Genomic DNA, 18,980 nt, shown 5'->3' on the forward strand with positions numbered 1-18,980 from the left:
CTCCGCAGTCGCTGCGGCGCCGGTGGTGGTCATGTCGTCGGTCCTCCGTGGGTGTGGGGTCATCGCTGGACGTGGGCGGTGCCGCCGGCGGCCAGGGCGCGCACCTCGGCGAGGGTGGCGGCGCAGGTGTCACCGGGAGTGGTCATCGTCAGCGCCCCGGCCGCCACCCCCAGCGCCAGGGCCCGGCCCAGCGCCGCGGCGTCCAGGGCCGTGCCGGCGGCGCGGGCGGCCAGCACCCCGTCCAGCACCCCGGCGCTCAGGGCGTCCCCGCTGCCGATGCGGTCCAGCACCCCCACCCCCTCCAGACGCGGACCGACCACGACACCGGTGCCCGGGCTCCAGGCGGCCGCACCCCAGTCGTTGACCCCGGCTGAGACCACCCGGCGCCAGGAGCTCACCAGCACCGGCCCCCGCCCGCCGCCGTCGTGGCTCTCAGCGCCGGTCAGCGCGCCCCAGTCAGCACCGAGCCCGGCCAGTACCTGCCCGACCGCCTCCGGCGAGGCCAGCTCCCCCACCGGCCCTCCTCGCAGCCGAGCGCCCGGTTGCGGTTCAGAAGCCCCCGGGAGCCCCAACGGGGCGCCCGGTTGCGGGAAGGGGGCCAGCTGCAGGGCACCCAGGACGACGTCGGCCAGACCCGCCAGGCGCAGGTCCACCTCCCGCGCCGCGGCAGCACCCCCGCGTGAGCGCCACAGCGAGGGGCGGTGGTTGACGTCGTAGGAGGTGCTCACCCCGAGGCGGCGCGCGGCGCGCAGTCCCTGCTCGGCCAGCGCCGTGGTGGAGGCCGACAGCCCGGCGAAGACCCCGCCGGTGTGCAGGTGGACCACCCCGGACAGGACCGCGTCCCAGTCCACGTCACCGGGGGCCATCCGGGAGGCCGCTGAGCCGGCGCGGTCGGAGACGCCCAGCGCCCCGCGCACCCCGAAGCCGCGTTCGACGAAGTTCAGTCCCGTGCGCGCCCCGCTGACCGGGTCCACCCAGGCCACCCTGCTCACGTCCACCCCACCGGCGCGCACCAGCCCCGCGGCCAGGTGCCCGACCGGGTCATCAGCGAAGGCGCTGACCAGACCGGTGCGGTGGCCGAAGGTGGTGGCCAGGGCGCGCACGGCGTTGTACTCCCCCCCGCCCTCCCACACCGTGAAGGAGCGGGTGGTGGCGATGCGGCCCTCCCCGGGGTCCAGGCGCAGCATCACCTCCCCCAGCGCCAGCACCTCGCTCACGGACGCACTGCCCGGCAGGCGGCGACGGCGACGGCGACGTCCTCGGCGAGGTCGTCCCACGCGGGCACCCCCCGGCCGGTGACGTCCGCGACGAGCGCTGCCGGCACGCACCAGCTGCCCCCGACACCGGCCACCGACCGCACGGCCAGGTAGTCGGCCAGGTCGGCCTCACCGATGCCGCCGGTGGGCACGAAGGAGACGTCCGGGAACGGGCCGGCCAGCCCGCTCAGCAGCGCCGTACCGCCGACCGCGCCGGCGGGGAAGACCTTCAGCAGACGCAGCCCCGCGCGCCGGGCCAGCTGCACCTCGCTCGCCGTGGACACCCCCGGCACCGCCGGCACTCCTCGGGCGTGGCAGCGGGCCACGACGTCCGGGTCGTACCCGGGGCTCACCACGAACCGCGCCCCCGCGTCCACCACGGCGTCCACCTGGTCCGGGTCGACCACGGTGCCTGCCCCCACCAGCAGTCCCGCGGTGGGCGCGAGCTCGGCCAGCACCCGCAGCGCGGCGGGGGTGCGCAGCACCACCTCGGCAGCGGTCAGCCCACCCTCGACGAGGGCTGCGCCGAGGGCGCCCCCGTCGGTGCGCTCACCGACGACGACGACGGGCAGCAGCGGGCAGGCCGCGAGGGCGTCAGCCAGCTCCTGGGTGCTGGGCAGCTGGTCTGCGGAGGAGGTCATCTGCCGAGCCAACCACCGTCGACGGGCAGCACCACGCCGTGCACGTACTCCGCCGCCGGACTGCACAGGTACACCACCGCCCCCGCGATGTCCTGCGCCCGACCCCACCTCCCCGCGGGGATGCGCTCGAGGATGGCGCGGGAGCGGTCCTCATCCTCCCGCAGCGCCGCGGTGTTGTCCGTGGCGATGTAGCCCGGCGCCACCGCGTTCACGCCCACACCCCGGCTGCTCCACTCGTTGGCCAGCGCCTTGGTCAACCCCGCCAACCCGTGCTTGGCCGCGGTGTAGCCCGGCACGTTGATCCCACCCTGGAAGCTCAACAACGACGCGGTGAACACGATCCGCCCCGAGCCCCGCTCCAGCATCGACGCACCCACCGCCTGAGCCAGCACGAACTGCGCCGACAGGTCCACCTGCAGCACGTGGTCCCAATCGCTCAACGAGTGCTCCACCGCCGGCGCACGCCGGATCGTGCCGCCGTTGGCCACCAGCACATCCACCCCACGCCCGCCGTCCCAACCAGCCAGGTCCACCCCCAGCTGCTGGACGGCTCCCCGGTCGGCCAGGTCGCACGCCAGGGAGGTGAACTCTCGCCCCGTGGCGCGCACCGCCGCCGCGACGTCCTCACCCGGGCCGGTGCTCGAGCAACCGATGACGTCGGCGCCGGCCTGCGCCAGCGCGACCGCGACCGCCGCCCCGATCCCCCGGCTGGCCCCGGTCACCGCCGCCACCTTCCCGCTCAGGTCGAACGGCCCGCTCATGCAGACACCTCCGAGACCTGGCTCTGGCAGTCGATGAGCACCTTCACCGCGCCACCACCGGCCAACGCCGCGAACGCCTCACCCACCCGCTCCAACGGCACCACGTCGCTGATCAACCGCGCCGCCGGCACCTCACCGGAAGCCACCAGCTGCACAGCACGGGTGAAGTCCTCCCGCTGGTACAACCGCGCCCCCACCAGCTCCAGCTCCCGCCAGAAGAACCGGTGCAGGTCGATCACCCGCTTCTCGGCGTGGATGCCCACCTGGCACAACCGCCCCCGCACCGCCAGCACCCCCACCGCGGAGTCCAACCCACCCTGAGACCCCGAGACCTCGAAGGCCACCTGCGCCCCCGCCCCACCCGACAGCTCCCGCGCCCGCGCCGCGACATCCACCCCCCGCGGGTCCACCGCCTCCAGGCCCAGGTCCTCAGCCAGCCCTCGCCGGGCAGCGTCCAGCTCCACCAGCACCACCCGCGCCCCCACCTGCGCCGCGACCAGGGCGATCAGGATCCCCACCGGGCCCCCACCGACCACCACCGCACACTCCCCCGCCACCAACCGCGAGCGGCGCACGTCGTGCACCGCCACCGCCGCCGGCTCCAGCAGCGCCGCCGTGCGCAGATCCATCCCCACCGGCAGCGCCACCAGGGTGTGCGCAGGCACCACCCAGGACTGCGCCAGCGCACCGGGTGAGTCGATGCCGATGAAGTCCATCGCCTCGCACACGTGCCCGTACCCCGCCCGGCACGCCGGGCACGTCCCATCCGGGCGCAGCGGCATCACCGTGACCGCATCCCCCACCGACCACCCCGACACACCCTCCCCGACGGCCGCGATCCGCCCAGCGGTCTCATGACCGATCACCGCCGGGACGCTGACGCGGGCGTCCATGTGCCCCGCCGCGATGTGCAGGTCCGTCCCGCAGATCCCGGTGAACGCCGGAGCCACCTCCACCTCACCCGGACCGGGCTCGCGCCGCTCCACCTCACCGGCGGCGACGACACCGCCGCCGCGGTACTGCGCGGCCCTCACAGGACGGCCTTGCCGGAGGCGGAGTCAGCGGCCGAGACGCCCTGCACCCCGACGGTCAGCAGGAGGTTGGCGTACTGCCGCACGTCACCGGTGACGACGACGAGGGCGAGGTCCTCGCCCTTGGCGGCGGCGTAGAACGCGTGGCGGTCCAGCGCGGTGACGGGCACCTCCCCCAGCTGCGAGAGCCGTGCACGGTGCGCGGTGACGGCCGCGGAGTCCGACCCGTCCGGCGGCACCATGACGGCGGCCGCCTCCACCGGCAGGGCGTCGAGGAGGACGTCGAGGACGGCGGAGGCGTCCAGCAGGCCGGGGGCGAGGTTGAGGTGCACCCGCTCGGCGTGCGGGCCGACGGCCGTGGTGGCGGGGTAGTGCGCGTCGCACAGCAGCACGGTCGCGCCGTGCCCGGCGGCGGCGAGCGCTGCGAGCAGCGGTGGGTGGACGAGTCGTCCGGCGATCACTCGGTCTCCTCAGGTGGTGCTGGCGGTGCGGTCGGTCGTCGGGCCAGCGGGTCAGCGGGTCAGGCGGTAGGCCCGGCGGGCGGTGCCGCCGAAGAGGGCGTCCCTGTCGGCGGACGGGAGCTGCGCCGCGTGCTCGGCCACGAGGTCGGCCCACCCCTTCCAGGAGGAGGTGAGCAGGCACACGGGCCAGTCCGAGCCGAAGGCCAGGCGCTGCGGGCCGAAGGCGTCCAGCAGGACGTCGAGCACGCGGTGCACGGCGTCGTCGTCCCAACCGGCGTCACCGACCTCGCTGAGCACGCCGGAGACCTTGCAGACCGACCCCTCGACAGCCGCCAGCGAACGGACCTGGGCGGTCCAGCCGTCGAGGGCGTCCGTGGGGGCGCCCCGGCGGACGTCCGGCTTGCCGGCGTGGTCGAGCACCGCCACCAGCCCGTGCTCGGCAGCGCGGCGGGCGCCCTCCACGCCGGCAGCGCGCTGCGGCTCCCGGACCAGCAGGTCGAACACGAGACGCGCGTCCGCGAGCGCGCGCAGGCCGCGCTGCACGTCGTCACGGAGCACCCAGGCCGGGTCGGCCTCGCCCTGCACGAGGTGCCGCACCCCCACGAGCAGCTCACCGCCGGGTCCGGAGCGGAGCTGTTCGAGCTGGGCGACGACGTCGCCGGTGAGGTCCACCCACCCGACGACACCAGCGAGCAGCGGGTCCGCGGCGGCGGTGGCGAGCAGCGCGCGGCTCTCCTCGAGCGTGCAGACGGACTGCACCACCACGGTGGCGCCCAGCGGCCGCCCGTCCACGCCGCCGGCCGCGGCCTCGCGCAGGTCGTCGGCCGTGAAGGTCCTGTCGATGGCGGCGTGCTCCGGAGCCGCCAGCCAGTCCTGCCCGGGGTCGGCCGGGTCCCACAGGTGGTGGTGGGCGTCCACGACGGGCTGTGGCGGTGCGGCCGAGGGCTGCTGGAAGCCCCCGCCGTCGCCGTCGCCGTGGACGCCCACCGGCTCGGGGGTGCCGTCAGCGGGCACCGCGCGCCCTCCACTGGGGGCCGCCGGGGAAGGTGTAGTCGGCCACGGACGCGGCGTGCATCTCCCCGCCACCCCCGGGGGCCAGCGGTGCGCGGTAGCGGCCGCGCTCCAGCTGCACGGGGGTGACGAAGTGCTCGTGCAGGTGGTCGACGTGCTCGACGACGCGGTCGTCCCAGGTGCCGGAGACGGCCACGAAGTCGGCCATCGAGAGGTGCTGGACCATCTCGCACAGGCCCACGCCGCCGGCGTGCGGACACACGGGCACGCCGTGGTGGGCGGCCATGAGCAGGATCGCGAGGTTCTCGTTGACCCCGGCCACGCGAGCGGCGTCGATCTGGACGACGTCGACGGCGCGCAGCTGCAGCAGCTGCTTGAACACCACGCGGTTGGCGACGTGCTCACCGGTGGCCACCTTGGTGGGGTGCACCGCGCGGCGGACCGTGGCGTGGCCGAGGACGTCGTCGGGGCTGGTGGGCTCCTCGATCCAGTACGGGTCGTAGGGCGCCAGGGCGTGCATCCAGGCGATGGCCTGCCCGACGTCCCAGCGCTGGTTGGCGTCCACGGCGATCCTGATGTCGTCGCCGACGGCCGCGCGGGCCACCTTCATGCGGCGCACGTCGTCGGTGAGGTCGGCCCCCACCTTGAGCTTGATCTGGGTGAAGCCGTCGGCGACGGCCTCGCGCGCCAGGCGCTCCAGCTTGTCGTCGGAGTAGCCGAGCCAGCCGGGCGTCGTCGTGTACGCCGGGTACCCCCGCTCCAGCAGCAGGGCCTCGCGCTCCTCGCGCCCGGGCAGCGCCCGGGTGAGCACGGCCTTCGCCTCGGCACGGGTCATGGCGTCGGTGAGCCAGCGGAAGTCGACGAGGTCGAGCAGCTCCTCGACGCCGAGGTGCGCCAGGTGCTGCCACAGCGGCTGGCCGGCGCGCTTGGCGCGCAGGTCCCACGCGGCGTTGAGGACGGCGCCCACCGCCATCTGCACGACGCCCTTCTCGGGGCCGAGCCAGCGCAGCTGGGGCTCGTGCACCATCTCGCGGGAGAAGGCGCCGAGGTCGTCCAGGACCTCGTCCACGCGGCGGCCGACCACCCACTGCTCCAGGGCCTTGATGGCGGCGGACTGGATGTCGTTGCCGCGCCCGGTGGTGAAGGCCAGGGCGTGGCCCTCGTGGCCGTCGCCGGCGTCGGTGTGGAGCACGGCGTAGGCGGCGGAGTAGTCGGGCTCGGGGTTCATGGCGTCGGAGCCGTCGAGGTGCTCGGAGGTGGGGAAGCGCACGTCGTGGACCTCGAGCGCGGTGAACCGCGCAGCGGTGGGAAGCGGGTCTGACGGCACGGGGTCCTCCAGGGCGGTCGTTCGGCGGCGGACGGTGGCGGTGCTGGGTCGTGCTGGTCCTGCGAGCTGCCCGCGGGAGCACGGGGGCCGTCCACGGCCCTGCGCGCCCGGCACCCCCCACAGCGCCGGCGGCGCGGCGTCTCCCTCGACGCCCCGCTGACGCTAGCCACTCAGTCATCCGATGTCTAGACGCCACAAACATCAGACGTGCAGAGTGGAGACCCGCCCGGGAGACCCGGACGGCAGCCCCAGGACCGGAGGTGACGAGGTGGCAGCTCCGCTCACGGAGGCCGCGATCGAGAAGGTGCGGGACCTCATCCGCACCGGGGACCTCGAGCCGGGGCAGCGCCTGCCCGCCGAGGCGGCGCTGTCGGCCCAGCTCGGCGTCAGCCGCTCCAGCCTGCGGGAGGCCGTCCGAGCGCTGGCGACAGCGGGCGTGCTCGACGTGCGCCGCGGCGACGGCACCTTCGTCACGGCGCTCACCCCCGAGCAGCTCTTCACCGGCATCGGCGAGGCGGTGGACCTCATGCCCGAGGAGTCGCTGCTGGAGCTCATGGAGTGCCGTCGCGTGGTGGAGCCGCAGGTCACAGCTCTAGCAGCGACGCGCTGCGAGGACGCCGACCTGACCGAGATCCACCACCACCTCCAGCTCATGGAGGCCGCCACGGACGAGGCGGACCTCATCTCCCACGACGCCGACTTCCACGCCGCCATCGCCGCCGCGAGCGGCAACGCGGCGCTGGCGGCCATCCTGCGGGGCATCTCGGGGGTGACCCTGCGCGCCCGCGTCTGGCGGGCGCTCACGGAGGCCGACTCCTCCCGCCACACCATCGACGAGCACCGCGCCATCTACGACGCCGTCCGCGACGGCGACGCGCCGCGCGCCGAGGCGGCGGCGCTGCTGCACGTCGCCAACGTCGAGACGTGGATGCGGCGGACCCTCGTGCCGAAACACGCCCGAAACGCTTGACAGAGCCGTCGACGGCGGACGAGAGTGCGCAGTCATCGGATGTATCGCCCCGTGGAGCGCTGGTGCCCCACGGCCCGGACGTCCGACGCGCCCCATCTCTCGACGACGTCGTCCTGGAGGCTCCGATGGCACCCACCCTCTCGCGCCGGCAGCTGCTCGGCCTCGGTGGCGGCGCTGCCGCCGCGCTCGCCCTGTCCGCCTGCGGCGGCGGCTCGTCCTCCGGCGGCTCCGGCGGCTCGGGCGGGACCAACCTCACCTGGCAGATGTGGAGCGCCTCCACGGCCGAGGTCGACGCCTGGAAGAAGGTCGCCGACATCGCCGGCAAGGCCTCCGGCTCGACCATCACCTTCCAGACCGCAGCCTGGAACGACTACTGGACCAAGCTGACCTCCCAGGCCGCCAGCGGCCAGACCGCTGACATCGTCAGCGTGCAGTCGCTGCGCGCCCCGCAGTTCGCGCAGCTCTTCACCGACCTCACGCCGAAGCTCTCGGACATGGGCGTCACCGAGTCCGACTTCGACTCCAGCATCCTCGACGCCCTCAAGGTGGACGGGAAGCTGCTCGCGCTCCCCTACGACTTCGGGCCGCTGGTGGTCTTCTACAACAAGACCGCCTTCGAGCAGGCGGGACTCCCCCTGCCGGCCATCGGGTGGACGCAGGACGACTTCGTGGCCGCCGCCAAGAAGCTGACCAGCGGCAGCACCTACGGCTTCTTCGCCGGCGCCGTGCCGGACAGCGTCATCCCGTTCGCCATGAGCCAGCACGGCGTGCAGGCCGTGAACGCCGACGGGGAGCTCGACATCGACAACGACGAGTGGCGCGACACCCTGAACTGGTACCGCGACCTCGTCGTCACCGAGAAGGTCGCCTCACCCCTGCCCGCCGCCGGTTCGCAGGCCGCGGCCACCAACCAGTTCCTGGCCGGCAACGCCGCCATGAACATCGACGGCCCGTGGAGCCTCATCAACGCCAAGGCCACGGCCAAGTTCGAGGTGGGCATCGCCCCCATGCCGGTCGGCGGCAGCGGCTCCAAGACCGTCACCGCCGGGTCCGGGTTCGGCGTCTCGGCCAAGGCTGAGAACCAGGACCTCGCCGCCAAGGCCACCGCCGGCCTGGTCAACGTGGAGTCCGAGACCTACCTGGGCCAGTCCGGGCGCGCCTTCCCGGCGCGCACCGCGCAGCAGGGCGCCTGGTACGAGGGGAACCAGCTCCAGGACGCCCAGGAGGTCATGGACGCCATGATCAAGGCCGCCGAGGGGTACCGCACCACGGCCAAGTGGACCCAGGTCAACAACGAGTGGAACAAGTACGCGGTCCCCTGCTTCAACGGCGACTCCGACGTCGACTCCTTCATCCAGCAGGTGATGGCGCAGGCCTGACGGGCCGGACGGCGCAGTCCCCGCGATGTCACGGCCCGAGGAGGTCCCATGGCGCTGACCGGCGCCGTCCGCGTCACCGATGCCACCGACCCCGCGGCGGCCCCTGCACCCCCGCAGGGGACCAAGCGGGGCGACGGTCGCGCCGCCTCGGCCTTCCTGCTGCCGGGCGCGATCGGGTTCGTCGCCTTCACGGCGTTCCCGATCGTCGCCTCGCTGGTGATGAGCTTCTTCGACTGGCCGGTGCTCGGCGAACCGAGCTTCGTCGGGTTCCAGAACTTCGTCGAGCTCTTCACCACCGACCCGGTCTTCAAGACCGCGCTGCTCAACACGGCCGTGTTCGTGCTGCTGTACGTGCCGATCAACATCGTGGTGTCGATGGGCCTGGCGGTGTGGATCTCCCCGCGCATCGTGGGACGGCGCTACTACCGAGTGCTGTTCTTCGTCCCCGCGGTGACGCCGATGGTGGGCAACGCGGTGGTGTTCGGGCTGCTGTACACCCCCCGCGGGCTCATCGACAGCGTGTTCCAGACCTGGTTCGGGGTCAGCGCCCCCAACTTCCTGGGGTCCAGCGCCTGGGCGCTGCCCGCGGTCGTCCTCATGTCGGTCTGGCAGGGGTTCGGGTACAACCTGCTCGTCTTCTCCGCCGCGCTGGACGCGGTGCCGCCCACGCTCACCGAGGCGGCCGCCATCGACGGCGCCGGTCCGGTGCGGCAGTTCTTCTCCGTCGTCCTGCCGCTGCTCAGCCCGTCGCTGTTCTTCGCCACCGTGCTGACGCTCATCAGCTCGTTCCAGGTGTTCGTGCAGCCGTACATCCTGACCGGCGGCGGCCCGGGCAACAGCACCACCACGCTGGTCATGTACCTGTACCAGTCCGGCTTCCAGAATTTCCGGCTCGGCTTCGCCTCGGCCATCGCGTGGGTGCTCTTCGTGATCATCATGGCGCTCACCGCCATCCAGTTCCTCGGCCAGAAGAAGTGGGTGCACTATGACCAGTGAGGCCCTCGGCACCAGGTCACCAGGTCTGACCGCCGACGACGGCGCCGGTGCTGGCACTCACGAGGGGACCGGCGCTGCCGGGGGCGTCGTCCCCCAGCGCCGCAGGAAGCGGCCGCCCGTCGTCTCCCAGCTCCTGCTGACGCTGGCGCTGCTGGTCTTCCTCGCCCCCCTGGCGTGGATGGTCCTGTCCAGCCTCAAGAGCGCCGGCGAGATCTTCACCACGCCGCCGAAGCTGTTCGGCGAGAGCCTGCTGTGGAGCAACTACAGCGACGCGCTCGACTTCCTGCCGTTCGGGCGCTTCATGCTCAACACGGCGTTCGTGGCGGTCACGGGCACGATCATCACGCTGGTCACCTCGGCGCTGTCGGCGTACGCGTTCGCCCGGCTGCGGTTCAAGGGGCGCGACTCGCTGTTCCTGGTCTACCTGGGCACGCTCATGGTGCCGCAGGAGGTCGTCGTCGTCCCGATGTTCCTGATCATGAACCAGCTGGGCTGGATCAACACCTTCCAGGCGCTGATCCTCCCCTGGGCGTTCACCGCCTTCGGCACCTTCCTGCTGCGCCAGTTCTTCCTGACCATCCCCAAGGAGCTGGAGGAGTCCGCGCGCATCGACGGCGCCGGGCACTGGCGGATCCTCACGCAGATCATCGTGCCGATCGCCGCACCGGCCTTCGCCGTGCTGGCGGTCTTCACCTTCATCACGTACTGGAACAGCTTCCTGTGGCCGCTGATCGTCACCAACGACGTCACCACCACCACCGTGCCGCTCGGCCTCAACCTCTTCCTCGGCCAGAACGGCCAGGCCTGGAACCTGCTCATGGCCGCCGCGACCATCTCCATGGCCCCCACCGCGCTGCTCGTGCTGCTGCTGCAGCGCTACCTCGTCAAGGGCATCGCCCTGTCGGGGCTCGGCGGCCGCTGAGCTCGCCCGAAGACCGGATCCGCACCACCACCGGAGGTCTCACCCCGTGTTCTCCGACGACGCCCGCACGGAGCTCTACCAGCGCTTCGAGAGGCCCGTTCCCGCCTGGTTCTCCGACGCCAAGCTCGGCATCTTCATCCACTGGGGCGCCTACTCGGTGCCGGCCTGGGCCGAGCCCATCGGCGAGCTGGGCACCATCGAGCGCACCACCTGGATGAAGCACAACCCGTACGCCGAGTGGTACTGCAACACCATCCGCATCGAGGGCTCCCCCGCGCAGCAGCACCACCGCGAGGTCCACGGCGGCGCCCCCTACGACGACTTCCTCGACGCCTGGAAGGCCGAGGAGTTCGACCCCGACGACTGGGCGTCCCTGTTCGCGCGCGCCGGGGCGAGGTACGTGGTCCCCACCACCAAGCACCACGACGGCATCTGCCTGTGGGACGCCCCGGGCACCCCGTCGCGCAACACCGTGGCGCGCGGTCCGCAGCGGGACCTCGTCGGTGACATCGCCGCCGCCACCCGCCGCGCGGGGATGCGCTTCGGGACCTACTACTCCGGCGGGCTCGACTGGGACGTCGCCGACCTCGGCCCGATCACCTCGGACATCGGCGAGGAGAAGCGCCCGCAGGACGAGGCCTACACCGCCTACGCCAACGCGCACGTGCGCGACCTCATCGCCCGCTACGCGCCCGACGTGCTCTGGGGCGACATCAACTGGCCCGACGCCGGCAAGCCCGACGGGCCGCTCTCCTTCGCCCACGTGCTGGACGAGTACTACGCGGCCGTGCCCGAGGGCGTGGTCAACGACAGGTTCGGGCAGACCCACTGGGACTTCCGCACCAGCGAGTACCAGCAGGGCCGCGACCTGGAGTCCGGAGCGTGGGAGAACTGCCGCGGCATCGGCTACTCCTTCGGCTACAACCAGGTCGAGGGGCCCGAGCACCACCTCACCGGTCCTCAGGCCGTGAAGCACCTGCTCGACGTGGTCGCCCGCGGCGGCAACCTCCTCCTCGACGTCGGGCCGACCGCCTCGGGCCGCATCCCCGAGCTGCAGCGCCGCTGCCTGGAGGGCCTGGCCGACTGGATGGCCGTCAACGGCGCAGCCGTCCACGGCACGACGACGGTCGACGCCTCGGTCGCGCGTCCGTCCGGGCACCAGGGCCACGACGACGACCGCAGCGGCGCGACCTGGGTGCGCTGGACGCGCTCCGGTGACGTCCTCAACGCCGTCGTCGACGCCTCCGGCGAGGTCGCGCTGCCGCTCAGCGCCAGCGCCGTGGACCTCGGCAGCGCCCGCCTGCTCGACGGCACACCCGTCGGGGCCCGCGAGGGCTCCGACGGCGCGGCGTCCGTCGTCGTCGACGTCCCGGACAGCGCCACCCACCACGGTCCCGCCGTCGTGGCCTTCGACCTGACCACCGACCGAGGAGAGAGCGCGTGACCACCGCCACCAGCAACGGCACCCCGAGCACCGGCGCCACCGGCGCCGGCGCAGCCCGGAGCACCGACCGCAGCTGGGTGCCCGACCCCGTCGAGGTCCCCGACACGCAGGCGGCGCTGGCCGCCGTGCGCGAGGTCATCGACGCCGGTCCGTTCACCGACACCTGGGAGTCGCTCGCCGACTACGAGGTGCCCGACTGGTTCCGCGACGCGAAGTTCGGGATCTTCATCCACTGGGGCGCGTACTCGGTGCCCGCCTTCGGCAACGAGTGGTACCCGCGCAACATGTACAAGGCGGGCACCAAGGAGCACGCGCACCACCGCGAGGTCTACGGCGACCACACCGAGGTGGGCTACAAGGACTTCCTGCCCCGCTTCACGATGGAGCAGTTCGACCCCGCCGGCATGGCGCAGCTCTTCCGCCGGGCGGGGGCGCAGTTCCTCGTCCCGGTCGCCGAGCACCACGACGGCCTGGCGATGTACGACGAGCCGCGCACGCGCTGGGACGTCACCAAGGTCGGGCCGGGGCGCGACGTGCTCGGAGAGGTCCTGGGCGCCTGCGACGACCAGTGGATCACCCGCGGTGCGTCCAGCCACCGCGCGGAGCACTGGTTCTTCTTCCACCCGGGCCGCTCGTTCCCCTCCGACGTGCGCGACGACGCGGACTTCGCCGACCTGTACGGCCCGGCCATGCCGCAGGCCACCGGCCCGAGCGAGGCCTACCTCGAGGACTGGCTGCTCCGCACGGTGCGGATCATCGACCACTACCGGCCGCAGGTGCTGTGGTTCGACTGGTGGATCGAGCACCCCGCCTTCGAGCCGTACCGGCGCATGCTGGCCGCCTACTACTACAACCGGGCTGCGCAGTGGGGCCGCGGCGTGGTGATCCAGTACAAGTGGGACGCCTTCGAGCCGGGCACCGCGGTGCTCGACGTCGAGCGCGGCGGCATGGCCGACGTGCAGGAGCGGCCCTGGCAGAACGACACCTCGGTCTCGCGCACGTCGTGGGGCTGGATCGAGGGCCACGAGTGGAAGAGCGACGTCGACCTCGTCGGCGAGCTGGTCGACGTCGTCGCCAAGAACGGCTGCCTGCTGCTGAACATCGGTCCCAAGCCCGACGGGACCATCCCGCCGGAGGAGGTCGCGCTGCTCGAGCAGCTCGGGGCGTGGCTGGAGCTCAACGGCGAGGCCGTCTACGGCACCCGCCCGTGGCGCGTCGCCGGGGAGGGCCCGACCTCGGTGCCGGAGGGCTCCTTCACGGACGCCGCGTCGCTGGGGTGGACCTCGTCCGACCTGCGCTTCACGCAGCGGACCGAGGTCGGTCAGACGGCGCTGTACGCCATCGGCGTGGAGCGGCCGGAGGACGGCGTGGTGCGCATCCGGGCGCTCGGCAGCGCCTCGCCGCTGGCGGTCCGGCACCTCGGCGACGTGCACCTCATCGGTCACCCGAAGCGCCTGGAGGTGCGCCGCACCGAGGACGCCCTCGAGGTGGTGCTGCCCTCACCGCTGCCGGCCCGCGTCGAGGCCGTGCCCGGCTTCGCGGTGCGCGTCGTCCTGCCCGACCCCGCGGCGCCGGCGCCACGGACCCTGCTCAACGCGGAGGGCGAGGGCGAGCACGAGAGCGGCGGCTGACCGCCGGTCCCCTGCGACGACAGGTGGCCGACCGCCCATGATCACCGTGATCATGGGCGGTCGGCCACCTGTGTGAGGGGCTGGTCCCGTCAGACCAGGGGCAGCGACACCGTGGCGAAGGAGTGCGCCGGCAGCTCGACGACGAGCACGCCGTCCTCGACGCGCGCGCCGTCGAAGGCGCGCGGGGCCACCGCGTCGCCCTGCTCGGGCGTGTTGTGCGCCTGCAGCGCGTCGGCGGTGAGCAGGCGGGCGGTCGGCTCGCCGACCGCGGCGCCGCGCAGGTCGAGGCGCACGGTCACCGGCGCCTCGGCGTCGAGGTTGGTCAGCGAGACCAGCGCCGCGCCGTCCTTGGTGCTGGCGGACAGCGACACGGTCCGCAGCTCGACGTCGCTGCGGTCGAGGGCGTGCCCGCCCACTCCGACGACGCCCGCCACGGTGCGGCTCGGCACCGCGCTGCGCAGGTGGACGGGCAGGTGCGCGGCGTCCTGGTGGCCCTTGTTCATCTCGAAGACGTGGTAGCTCGGCGTCAGCACCAGCGCCCCCGACTCCTCGTCGGTGAGGATCATCGCCTGCAGCACGTTGACCGTCTGGGCGATGTTGGCCATCACCAGCCGGTCGGCCACGCGGTGGAAGCCGTCGAAGTGCACCGAGGCCACGAGCGCGTCGCGCAGGGAGTTCTGCTGGAACAGGAACCCCGGGTTGGTGCCCGGCTCGACGTCGAACCAGGTGCCCCACTCGTCGAGCACGAGGCCCACGCGCTTCTCGGGGTCGTAGGCGTCCATCACCTTCACGTGCCCGTTCAGCACGGCCTCGACGCGCTGCGCCTGGGCCATCGTCGCGTAGTACTCGTCGGCGTCGAAGTCGGTGGCGCTGCCCTTGTGGTCCCAGGGACCGGCCACCGTGTAGCAGTGGAAGGAGATGGCCTGGAAGCTCGAGTTGCCGTGGCCGAGCACCTCGCCGTCGCCCAGGGCGCGCCCGAGCGCCTTCATGAGCACCTCGGTCCACCGGTAGTCGGCGTTCGTGGCGCCGGCGGCGATCCGGTACAGCTTGTTGTCGCCCATGTCGCGGCTGTAGGTGGCGAACTGGCGGGCGAGGTCGGCGTAGGCCTCCGCGCTCATGTTGCCCCCGCAGCCCCACGGCTCGTTGCCCAGCCCCCAGTAGGTGACCTTCCACGGCTCGTCGCGGCCGTTGGCGCGGCGCAGCGCGGCCATGGGGGAGTCGTCGCCGCGGGTCAGGTACTGCACCCAGTCGCTGGTCTCGGCCACGGTGCCGGAGCCGACGTTGGCCGAGATGTAGGGCTCGGTGCCCAGCAGCTCGCACAGGTGCATGAACTCGTGGGTGCCGAAGGAGTTGTCCTCCACCACGTCGCCCCAGTGGCTGTTGACCATGCGCGGGCGCTGCTCGCGCGGGCCGATGCCGTCCTTCCAGTGGTAGTCGTCGGCGAAGCAGCCGCCGGGCCAGCGCAGGTTGGGGATGTCCAGGGCGCGCAGCGCCTCCACCACGTCGAGGCGGATGCCGCCCTCGTTCGGGACGTCGCTGTCCTCGCCCACGTAGAAGCCGCCGTAGATGCAGCGGCCCAGGTGCTCGGAGAAGTGGCCGTAGACGTGCCGGCTGATGCTGTGGCCGGGCAGGTCGAGGTCGACCACCGCCTCGACGACGGTCGCGGTGGTGCTGGGGCTGGTCGGGGTGGTGCTCACGGGGCTCCTCGGGGCGGCATTGCGTGGGAGGGTGGTTTATCGATACAACCAAGGGGTGCGCGCCCTGTCAAGGTGCGCCGCGGGCAGACTCGACGCACCTGGAGGTGGCGGATGACGACGATGCGCGACGTCGCAGCGGCAGCCGGCGTCTCGCCGATGACCGTCTCCAACGTGCTCGCCGGCCGCAGCAACGTCAGCGAGGAGACGCGCCGCCGCGTCCTCGAGGTCGTCGAGCGGACCGGCTACCGCGTCAACACCGCGGCGCAGAGCCTGCGGCGGGGGCGCACGAGCATCGTGGGCCTGGCGGTGCCGGAGGTCCACAGCCACTACTTCGGCCTGCTGGCCTCCCGCCTCATCAAGCGCCTGGCCCCCGAGGGGCTGCGCGTGGTGGTGGAGCAGACCGGCGCCAGCCGCGAGGGCGAGCTCGCGGCGATCGCGGCCTCGCGCGTCAACGCCTACGACGGCCTCGTCCTCTCGGCCGTCGGCCTCGACCCCGACGACGTCCTGGCGATCGCCGGCGACCTGCCCGTCGTCGTCCTCGGCGAGCGGCAGGACGTGCGCCGCTTCGACCACGTGGAGATGGCCAACACCGAGGGGGCGGCCGCCGCGACCCGCCTGCTGCTCGAGCGGGGCTGCCGTCGCCTCGTGGCCCTCGGCATGCCGGACCTCGAGTCCCTGGACCCCCTCGACGACGACGAGCCGCGCCCCCACGGACCCGGTCACCTCGGCGACGCGTTCCGCCTGCGGGCCCTCGGGGTGCGCGACGCCGTGGCGGCGGTCCCGGACGCCCGGGCCGTGGCCGTGCAGGGCGGCGCGAGCACGCTGGCCACGGGGGCGGCGCTCGCGCGCGAGGCCCTGGCTCGCGAACCGCACCTCGACGCCCTCGTCTGCGCCACCGACACCCTGGCCCTCGGCGCCCTGCGGGCCCTCGCCGACGCCGGCCGGCGCGTGCCGGACGAGGTGCTGGTCACCGGCTTCGACGACGTCGCGGACGCCGCGTACACCGTGCCGTCCCTGACCAGCGTCTCCCCCGGCCACGACGTCATGGTCGAGCAGACCGCCCGGCTGCTGCTGCGGCGCATCGCCGATCCCGGTGCCGCTCCCGAGCGCTTCGTCAGCCCGTTCACCGTCGTGGAGCGCGAGTCGACCCGACGCTGACCGCGTGGATACCATCACTATCGACAGTGGCACTATCGATCGGCTAGCGTCAGCGCCGTGCGCATCTCCGAGCTCGCCGAGCGCAGCGGCACCGCCCCCGCCACGATCAAGTTCTACATCCGCGAGGGGCTGCTCCCGCCCGCCGAGAGGACCGGCTACAACCAGGTCTCCTACGGCGAGGAGCACGTCCGCCGCCTGCACCTCGTCCGCGCCCTGGTCGACGTCGGCGGCCTCCCGATCGCTCGCGTGCGCGCCGTCGTCGCGGCCGTCGACGACCCCGCCACCGACCTGCAGCAGGTCATGGGCGCCGCGCAGCGCGCGCTGCCCGGCCGGGACGCGCCCGCACCACCGCCGTCGCCGTCGTCGCTCGCGGCGGTCGCCGAGCTCTCGCGGGCGCAGGGGTGGGTGGTCGAGGACGGCAACCCCGGGGTCGCCCAGGCCGCCGCGGTGCTCGACAGCTGGGTGGCGGTGGGCCGCAAGGACCTCTTCGACGGCCTGCCGGCCTACGCGAGCGCCTCCGACGCCATCGCCCGCGCCGACCTGGCCCTCGTCTGGCCCGACGCCGCCGACCGCGACCGCAGCGCCGAGACCGTCGTGGTCGGCACCGTGCTCGGCGACGCCCTGGTGGCGGGTCTGCGGCGGATCGCCCAGGAGCACGTCGCGCGCACCACCCGACCCCGCCCCACCAGCAGCCCCACCAGCAGCCCGACCGTCGAGGAGCCGTCATGACCGCCTCCGACCTGCGCCGCTCGCCCCTCCTCTGGGTGGCGGCGGCGATGCTCCTGCTCGTGGTGCCCACCGCGGTGCTCGCGGTGGCCGACCCCGTCCGCACCGGCGGCAGCGACGGGTGGGTCAAGCCGCTGAAGTTCGAGCTGTCGATCGCGCTCTACGCGGTCACCCTCGCGTGGCTCGTCACGCGGCTGCGCCGCGGCCGCCGCCTCGCCGAGGCGCTCGGGGCGGTGGCCGGCGGCCTGCTCGTCGTCGAGGTGGTCATCATCCTCGGCGCTGCGGCGCTGGGGACGACGAGCCACTTCAACGTCTCCACCCCGGCCCACGCGACGGCTTTCGCGGTGATGGGCGTGAGCATCGCCGTGGTCTGGGTCATCACCGCGGTGGTCGGCGTGCTGCTGTGGCGCAGCCCGTCCGACGACCCCGCCGTCGACCTGTCCGTGCGCGCCGGCGTGGTCATCGCCCTGGCGGGCATGGCGGTCGCGTTCCTCATGACGTCGCCGACGTCGGCTCAGCTGGCCGACTTCCGCGGCACCTCCGGCGCCCACACCGTGGGCGCCGCGGACGGTGGCCCCGGACTACCGCTGCTCGGGTGGAGCACGGTCGCCGGCGACCTGCGCGTGCCGCACTTCGTCGGCATGCACGCCCTCCAGGCGCTGCCCCTGCTGGCGCTGCTGCTGTCGCTCGCTGCGGACCGCTGGCCAGCGGCCGCCGCGGTCCTCACCCCGCGCACGCGGCGGCAGCTCGTCACCCTCGCGAGCACGGGCTCGGCCGCGGCCCTGGTGCTGCTGACGTGGCAGGCCCTGGTCGGCCAGTCGGTCGTGGCGCCCACCGGCGCCGTCCTGGCCGCCGGGTCCGTGACGGCCGCTGCGCTGGCCGTGGCCACCGCCGTCGTCCTGCTCCGGGCCCGGCGCGCAGCGTGCGCCGGCGCCGCGAGGGAGCCGGCGGTGCCGCACCCGGCAGCTCCCTGAGGTCCGACGACCCCGGCGCGAGCACGAGAGCGGGCGCAGGAGGGCGCCCTCGTGCTCGGCGCGTCCGGGCGCGTGCCACGCTGCGCACGACGCGCTGGTGCGAGAACGGAGGCCCCACCCGTGGTGCAGCGACAGGTCCCCAGGCCCGCCGAGCTGCTCGAGCACGTGCGGCTCAAGAAGCCCACCCTGGACGGCCGCAAACGCCGCCTGCAGGCAGCCCTGACCATCGAGGACCTGCGCACCATCGCCAAGCGCCGCACCCCCAAGGCCGCCTTCGACTACACCGACGGCTCCGCCGAAGCCGAGATCTCCATCACCCGCGCCCGCCAAGCCTTCCACGACGTCGAGTTCCACCCCCGGGTGCTCAGAGACGTCGCCCACGTCGACACCACCTGCACGGTGCTGGGCGGCCCCTCCGCGATGCCCTTCGGCATCGCCCCCACCGGCTTCACCCGCCTCATGCAGACCGAAGGCGAGACCGCCGGCGCCAGCGCCGCCGCCGCCGCCGGCATCCCCTTCACCCTGTCCACCCTGGGCACCACCTCCATCGAAGACGTCAAGACCGCCAACCCCAACGGCCGCAACTGGTTCCAGC

General features: G+C 73.4%; 18 protein-coding genes. 10 read left to right on the forward strand and 8 right to left on the reverse strand.

The features are described 5' to 3' along the window. Positions 1–59: 59 nt before the first annotated feature. From FHN55_RS07360 to FHN55_RS07390, 7 genes are read right to left on the reverse strand one after another with little or no spacing between them, the layout of a single operon-like run. On the reverse strand, positions 60–1,217 hold the full coding sequence (locus tag FHN55_RS07360; protein ID WP_139711615.1) for a sugar kinase: 1,158 nt from the start codon (positions 1,215–1,217) through the stop codon (positions 60–62). Then, positions 1,214–1,897, reverse strand: coding sequence for a bifunctional 4-hydroxy-2-oxoglutarate aldolase/2-dehydro-3-deoxy-phosphogluconate aldolase (locus FHN55_RS07365; RefSeq protein ID WP_139711617.1), 684 nt, complete (start codon positions 1,895–1,897; stop codon positions 1,214–1,216). The genes FHN55_RS07360 and FHN55_RS07365 overlap by 4 nt, the downstream gene beginning before the upstream one ends. Continuing rightward, a complete protein-coding gene (locus tag FHN55_RS07370) occupies positions 1,894–2,658 on the reverse strand; it encodes an SDR family oxidoreductase (protein WP_139711618.1) in 765 nt (254 codons plus the stop codon). The genes FHN55_RS07365 and FHN55_RS07370 overlap by 4 nt, the downstream gene beginning before the upstream one ends. Next, positions 2,655–3,692, reverse strand: a complete 1,038-nt coding sequence (locus FHN55_RS07375; RefSeq protein ID WP_373995707.1) for a zinc-binding dehydrogenase — start codon at positions 3,690–3,692, stop codon at positions 2,655–2,657. The genes FHN55_RS07370 and FHN55_RS07375 overlap by 4 nt, the downstream gene beginning before the upstream one ends. Continuing rightward, positions 3,689–4,150, reverse strand: a complete 462-nt coding sequence (locus FHN55_RS07380; protein WP_139711620.1) for an RbsD/FucU domain-containing protein — start codon at positions 4,148–4,150, stop codon at positions 3,689–3,691. The genes FHN55_RS07375 and FHN55_RS07380 overlap by 4 nt, the downstream gene beginning before the upstream one ends. 51 nt (positions 4,151–4,201) lie before the next feature. Then, on the reverse strand, positions 4,202–5,164 hold the full coding sequence (locus FHN55_RS07385; protein WP_257570759.1) for an amidohydrolase: 963 nt from the start codon (positions 5,162–5,164) through the stop codon (positions 4,202–4,204). Continuing rightward, on the reverse strand, positions 5,154–6,488 hold the full coding sequence (locus tag FHN55_RS07390) for an enolase C-terminal domain-like protein (RefSeq protein WP_139711622.1): 1,335 nt from the start codon (positions 6,486–6,488) through the stop codon (positions 5,154–5,156). Before FHN55_RS07390 ends, FHN55_RS07385 begins: the two co-directional genes overlap by 11 nt. Positions 6,489–6,756: 268 nt before the next feature. Between FHN55_RS07390 and FHN55_RS07395 the strand changes: the two genes are divergently transcribed. The 6 genes from FHN55_RS07395 (at position 6,757) to FHN55_RS07420 (ending at position 13,830) form a co-directional block, all read left to right on the forward strand. Then, the gene (locus FHN55_RS07395) at positions 6,757–7,458 is read left to right on the forward strand and encodes a FadR/GntR family transcriptional regulator (protein ID WP_257570760.1); all 702 of its coding nucleotides are present in this window, start codon (positions 6,757–6,759) and stop codon (positions 7,456–7,458) included. A gap of 125 nt (positions 7,459–7,583) precedes the next feature. Beyond that, positions 7,584–8,837 carry a sugar ABC transporter substrate-binding protein gene (locus FHN55_RS07400; RefSeq protein WP_139711624.1) on the forward strand — a complete coding sequence of 418 codons (1,254 nt, stop codon included), beginning with the start codon at positions 7,584–7,586 and terminating at the stop codon, positions 8,835–8,837. Positions 8,838–8,885: 48 nt separating this feature from the next. Next, positions 8,886–9,833 (forward strand): carbohydrate ABC transporter permease, encoded by a 948-nt coding sequence (locus FHN55_RS07405; protein WP_139711625.1) that lies wholly within the window; start codon positions 8,886–8,888, stop codon positions 9,831–9,833. After that, complete coding sequence (locus tag FHN55_RS07410; RefSeq protein WP_139711626.1) at positions 9,823–10,755, forward strand: carbohydrate ABC transporter permease; 933 nt, start codon at positions 9,823–9,825, stop codon at positions 10,753–10,755. Before FHN55_RS07405 ends, FHN55_RS07410 begins: the two co-directional genes overlap by 11 nt. A 46-nt stretch (positions 10,756–10,801) precedes the next feature. Next, on the forward strand, positions 10,802–12,199 hold the full coding sequence (locus tag FHN55_RS07415; protein WP_139711627.1) for an alpha-L-fucosidase: 1,398 nt from the start codon (positions 10,802–10,804) through the stop codon (positions 12,197–12,199). Then, positions 12,196–13,830, forward strand: coding sequence for an alpha-L-fucosidase (locus FHN55_RS07420; protein ID WP_218974423.1), 1,635 nt, complete (start codon positions 12,196–12,198; stop codon positions 13,828–13,830). Before FHN55_RS07415 ends, FHN55_RS07420 begins: the two co-directional genes overlap by 4 nt. 89 nt (positions 13,831–13,919) lie before the next feature. On the opposite strand, the gene FHN55_RS07425 is transcribed toward FHN55_RS07420, so the two are convergent. Continuing rightward, positions 13,920–15,527, reverse strand: a complete 1,608-nt coding sequence (locus tag FHN55_RS07425; protein WP_139711628.1) for an alpha-N-arabinofuranosidase — start codon at positions 15,525–15,527, stop codon at positions 13,920–13,922. A 111-nt stretch (positions 15,528–15,638) separates the two neighbouring features. Between FHN55_RS07425 and FHN55_RS07430 the strand changes: the two genes are divergently transcribed. The 4 genes from FHN55_RS07430 to FHN55_RS07445 all read left to right on the forward strand — a co-directional run. After that, a complete protein-coding gene (locus FHN55_RS07430) occupies positions 15,639–16,685 on the forward strand; it encodes a LacI family DNA-binding transcriptional regulator (protein WP_139711629.1) in 1,047 nt (348 codons plus the stop codon). A 57-nt stretch (positions 16,686–16,742) separates the two neighbouring features. Continuing rightward, the gene (locus FHN55_RS07435) at positions 16,743–17,414 is read left to right on the forward strand and encodes a MerR family transcriptional regulator (RefSeq protein WP_139711630.1); all 672 of its coding nucleotides are present in this window, start codon (positions 16,743–16,745) and stop codon (positions 17,412–17,414) included. Then, entirely contained in the window at positions 17,411–18,385 is a 975-nt protein-coding gene (locus tag FHN55_RS07440) for a hypothetical protein (RefSeq protein ID WP_139711631.1), read from the forward strand. Before FHN55_RS07435 ends, FHN55_RS07440 begins: the two co-directional genes overlap by 4 nt. 120 nt (positions 18,386–18,505) lie before the next feature. Next, positions 18,506–18,980 (forward strand): alpha-hydroxy-acid oxidizing protein (locus FHN55_RS07445; protein ID WP_180357692.1); only part of this gene is annotated, 475 nt, incomplete at its 3' end.

Origin of the sequence: Streptomyces sp. NP160, assembly GCF_006335115.1 — a bacterium.
Lineage (GTDB): Bacteria > Actinomycetota > Actinomycetes > Actinomycetales > Quadrisphaeraceae > Quadrisphaera.

Bases quoted from the DNA above. Each gene is read 5' to 3' on its own strand.
- FHN55_RS07365 (WP_139711617.1), bottom strand. From the start codon at position 1,897: ATGACCTCCTCCGCAGACCAGCTGCCCAGCACCCAGGAGCTGGCTGAC.
- FHN55_RS07370 (WP_139711618.1), bottom strand. From the start codon at position 2,658: ATGAGCGGGCCGTTCGACCTGAGCGGGAAGGTGGCGGCGGTGACCGGG.
- FHN55_RS07400 (WP_139711624.1), top strand. From the start codon at position 7,584: ATGGCACCCACCCTCTCGCGCCGGCAGCTGCTCGGCCTCGGTGGCGGC.
- FHN55_RS07405 (WP_139711625.1), top strand. From the start codon at position 8,886: ATGGCGCTGACCGGCGCCGTCCGCGTCACCGATGCCACCGACCCCGCG.
- FHN55_RS07410 (WP_139711626.1), top strand. From the start codon at position 9,823: ATGACCAGTGAGGCCCTCGGCACCAGGTCACCAGGTCTGACCGCCGAC.
- FHN55_RS07430 (WP_139711629.1), top strand. From the start codon at position 15,639: ATGACGACGATGCGCGACGTCGCAGCGGCAGCCGGCGTCTCGCCGATG.
- FHN55_RS07440 (WP_139711631.1), top strand. From the start codon at position 17,411: ATGACCGCCTCCGACCTGCGCCGCTCGCCCCTCCTCTGGGTGGCGGCG.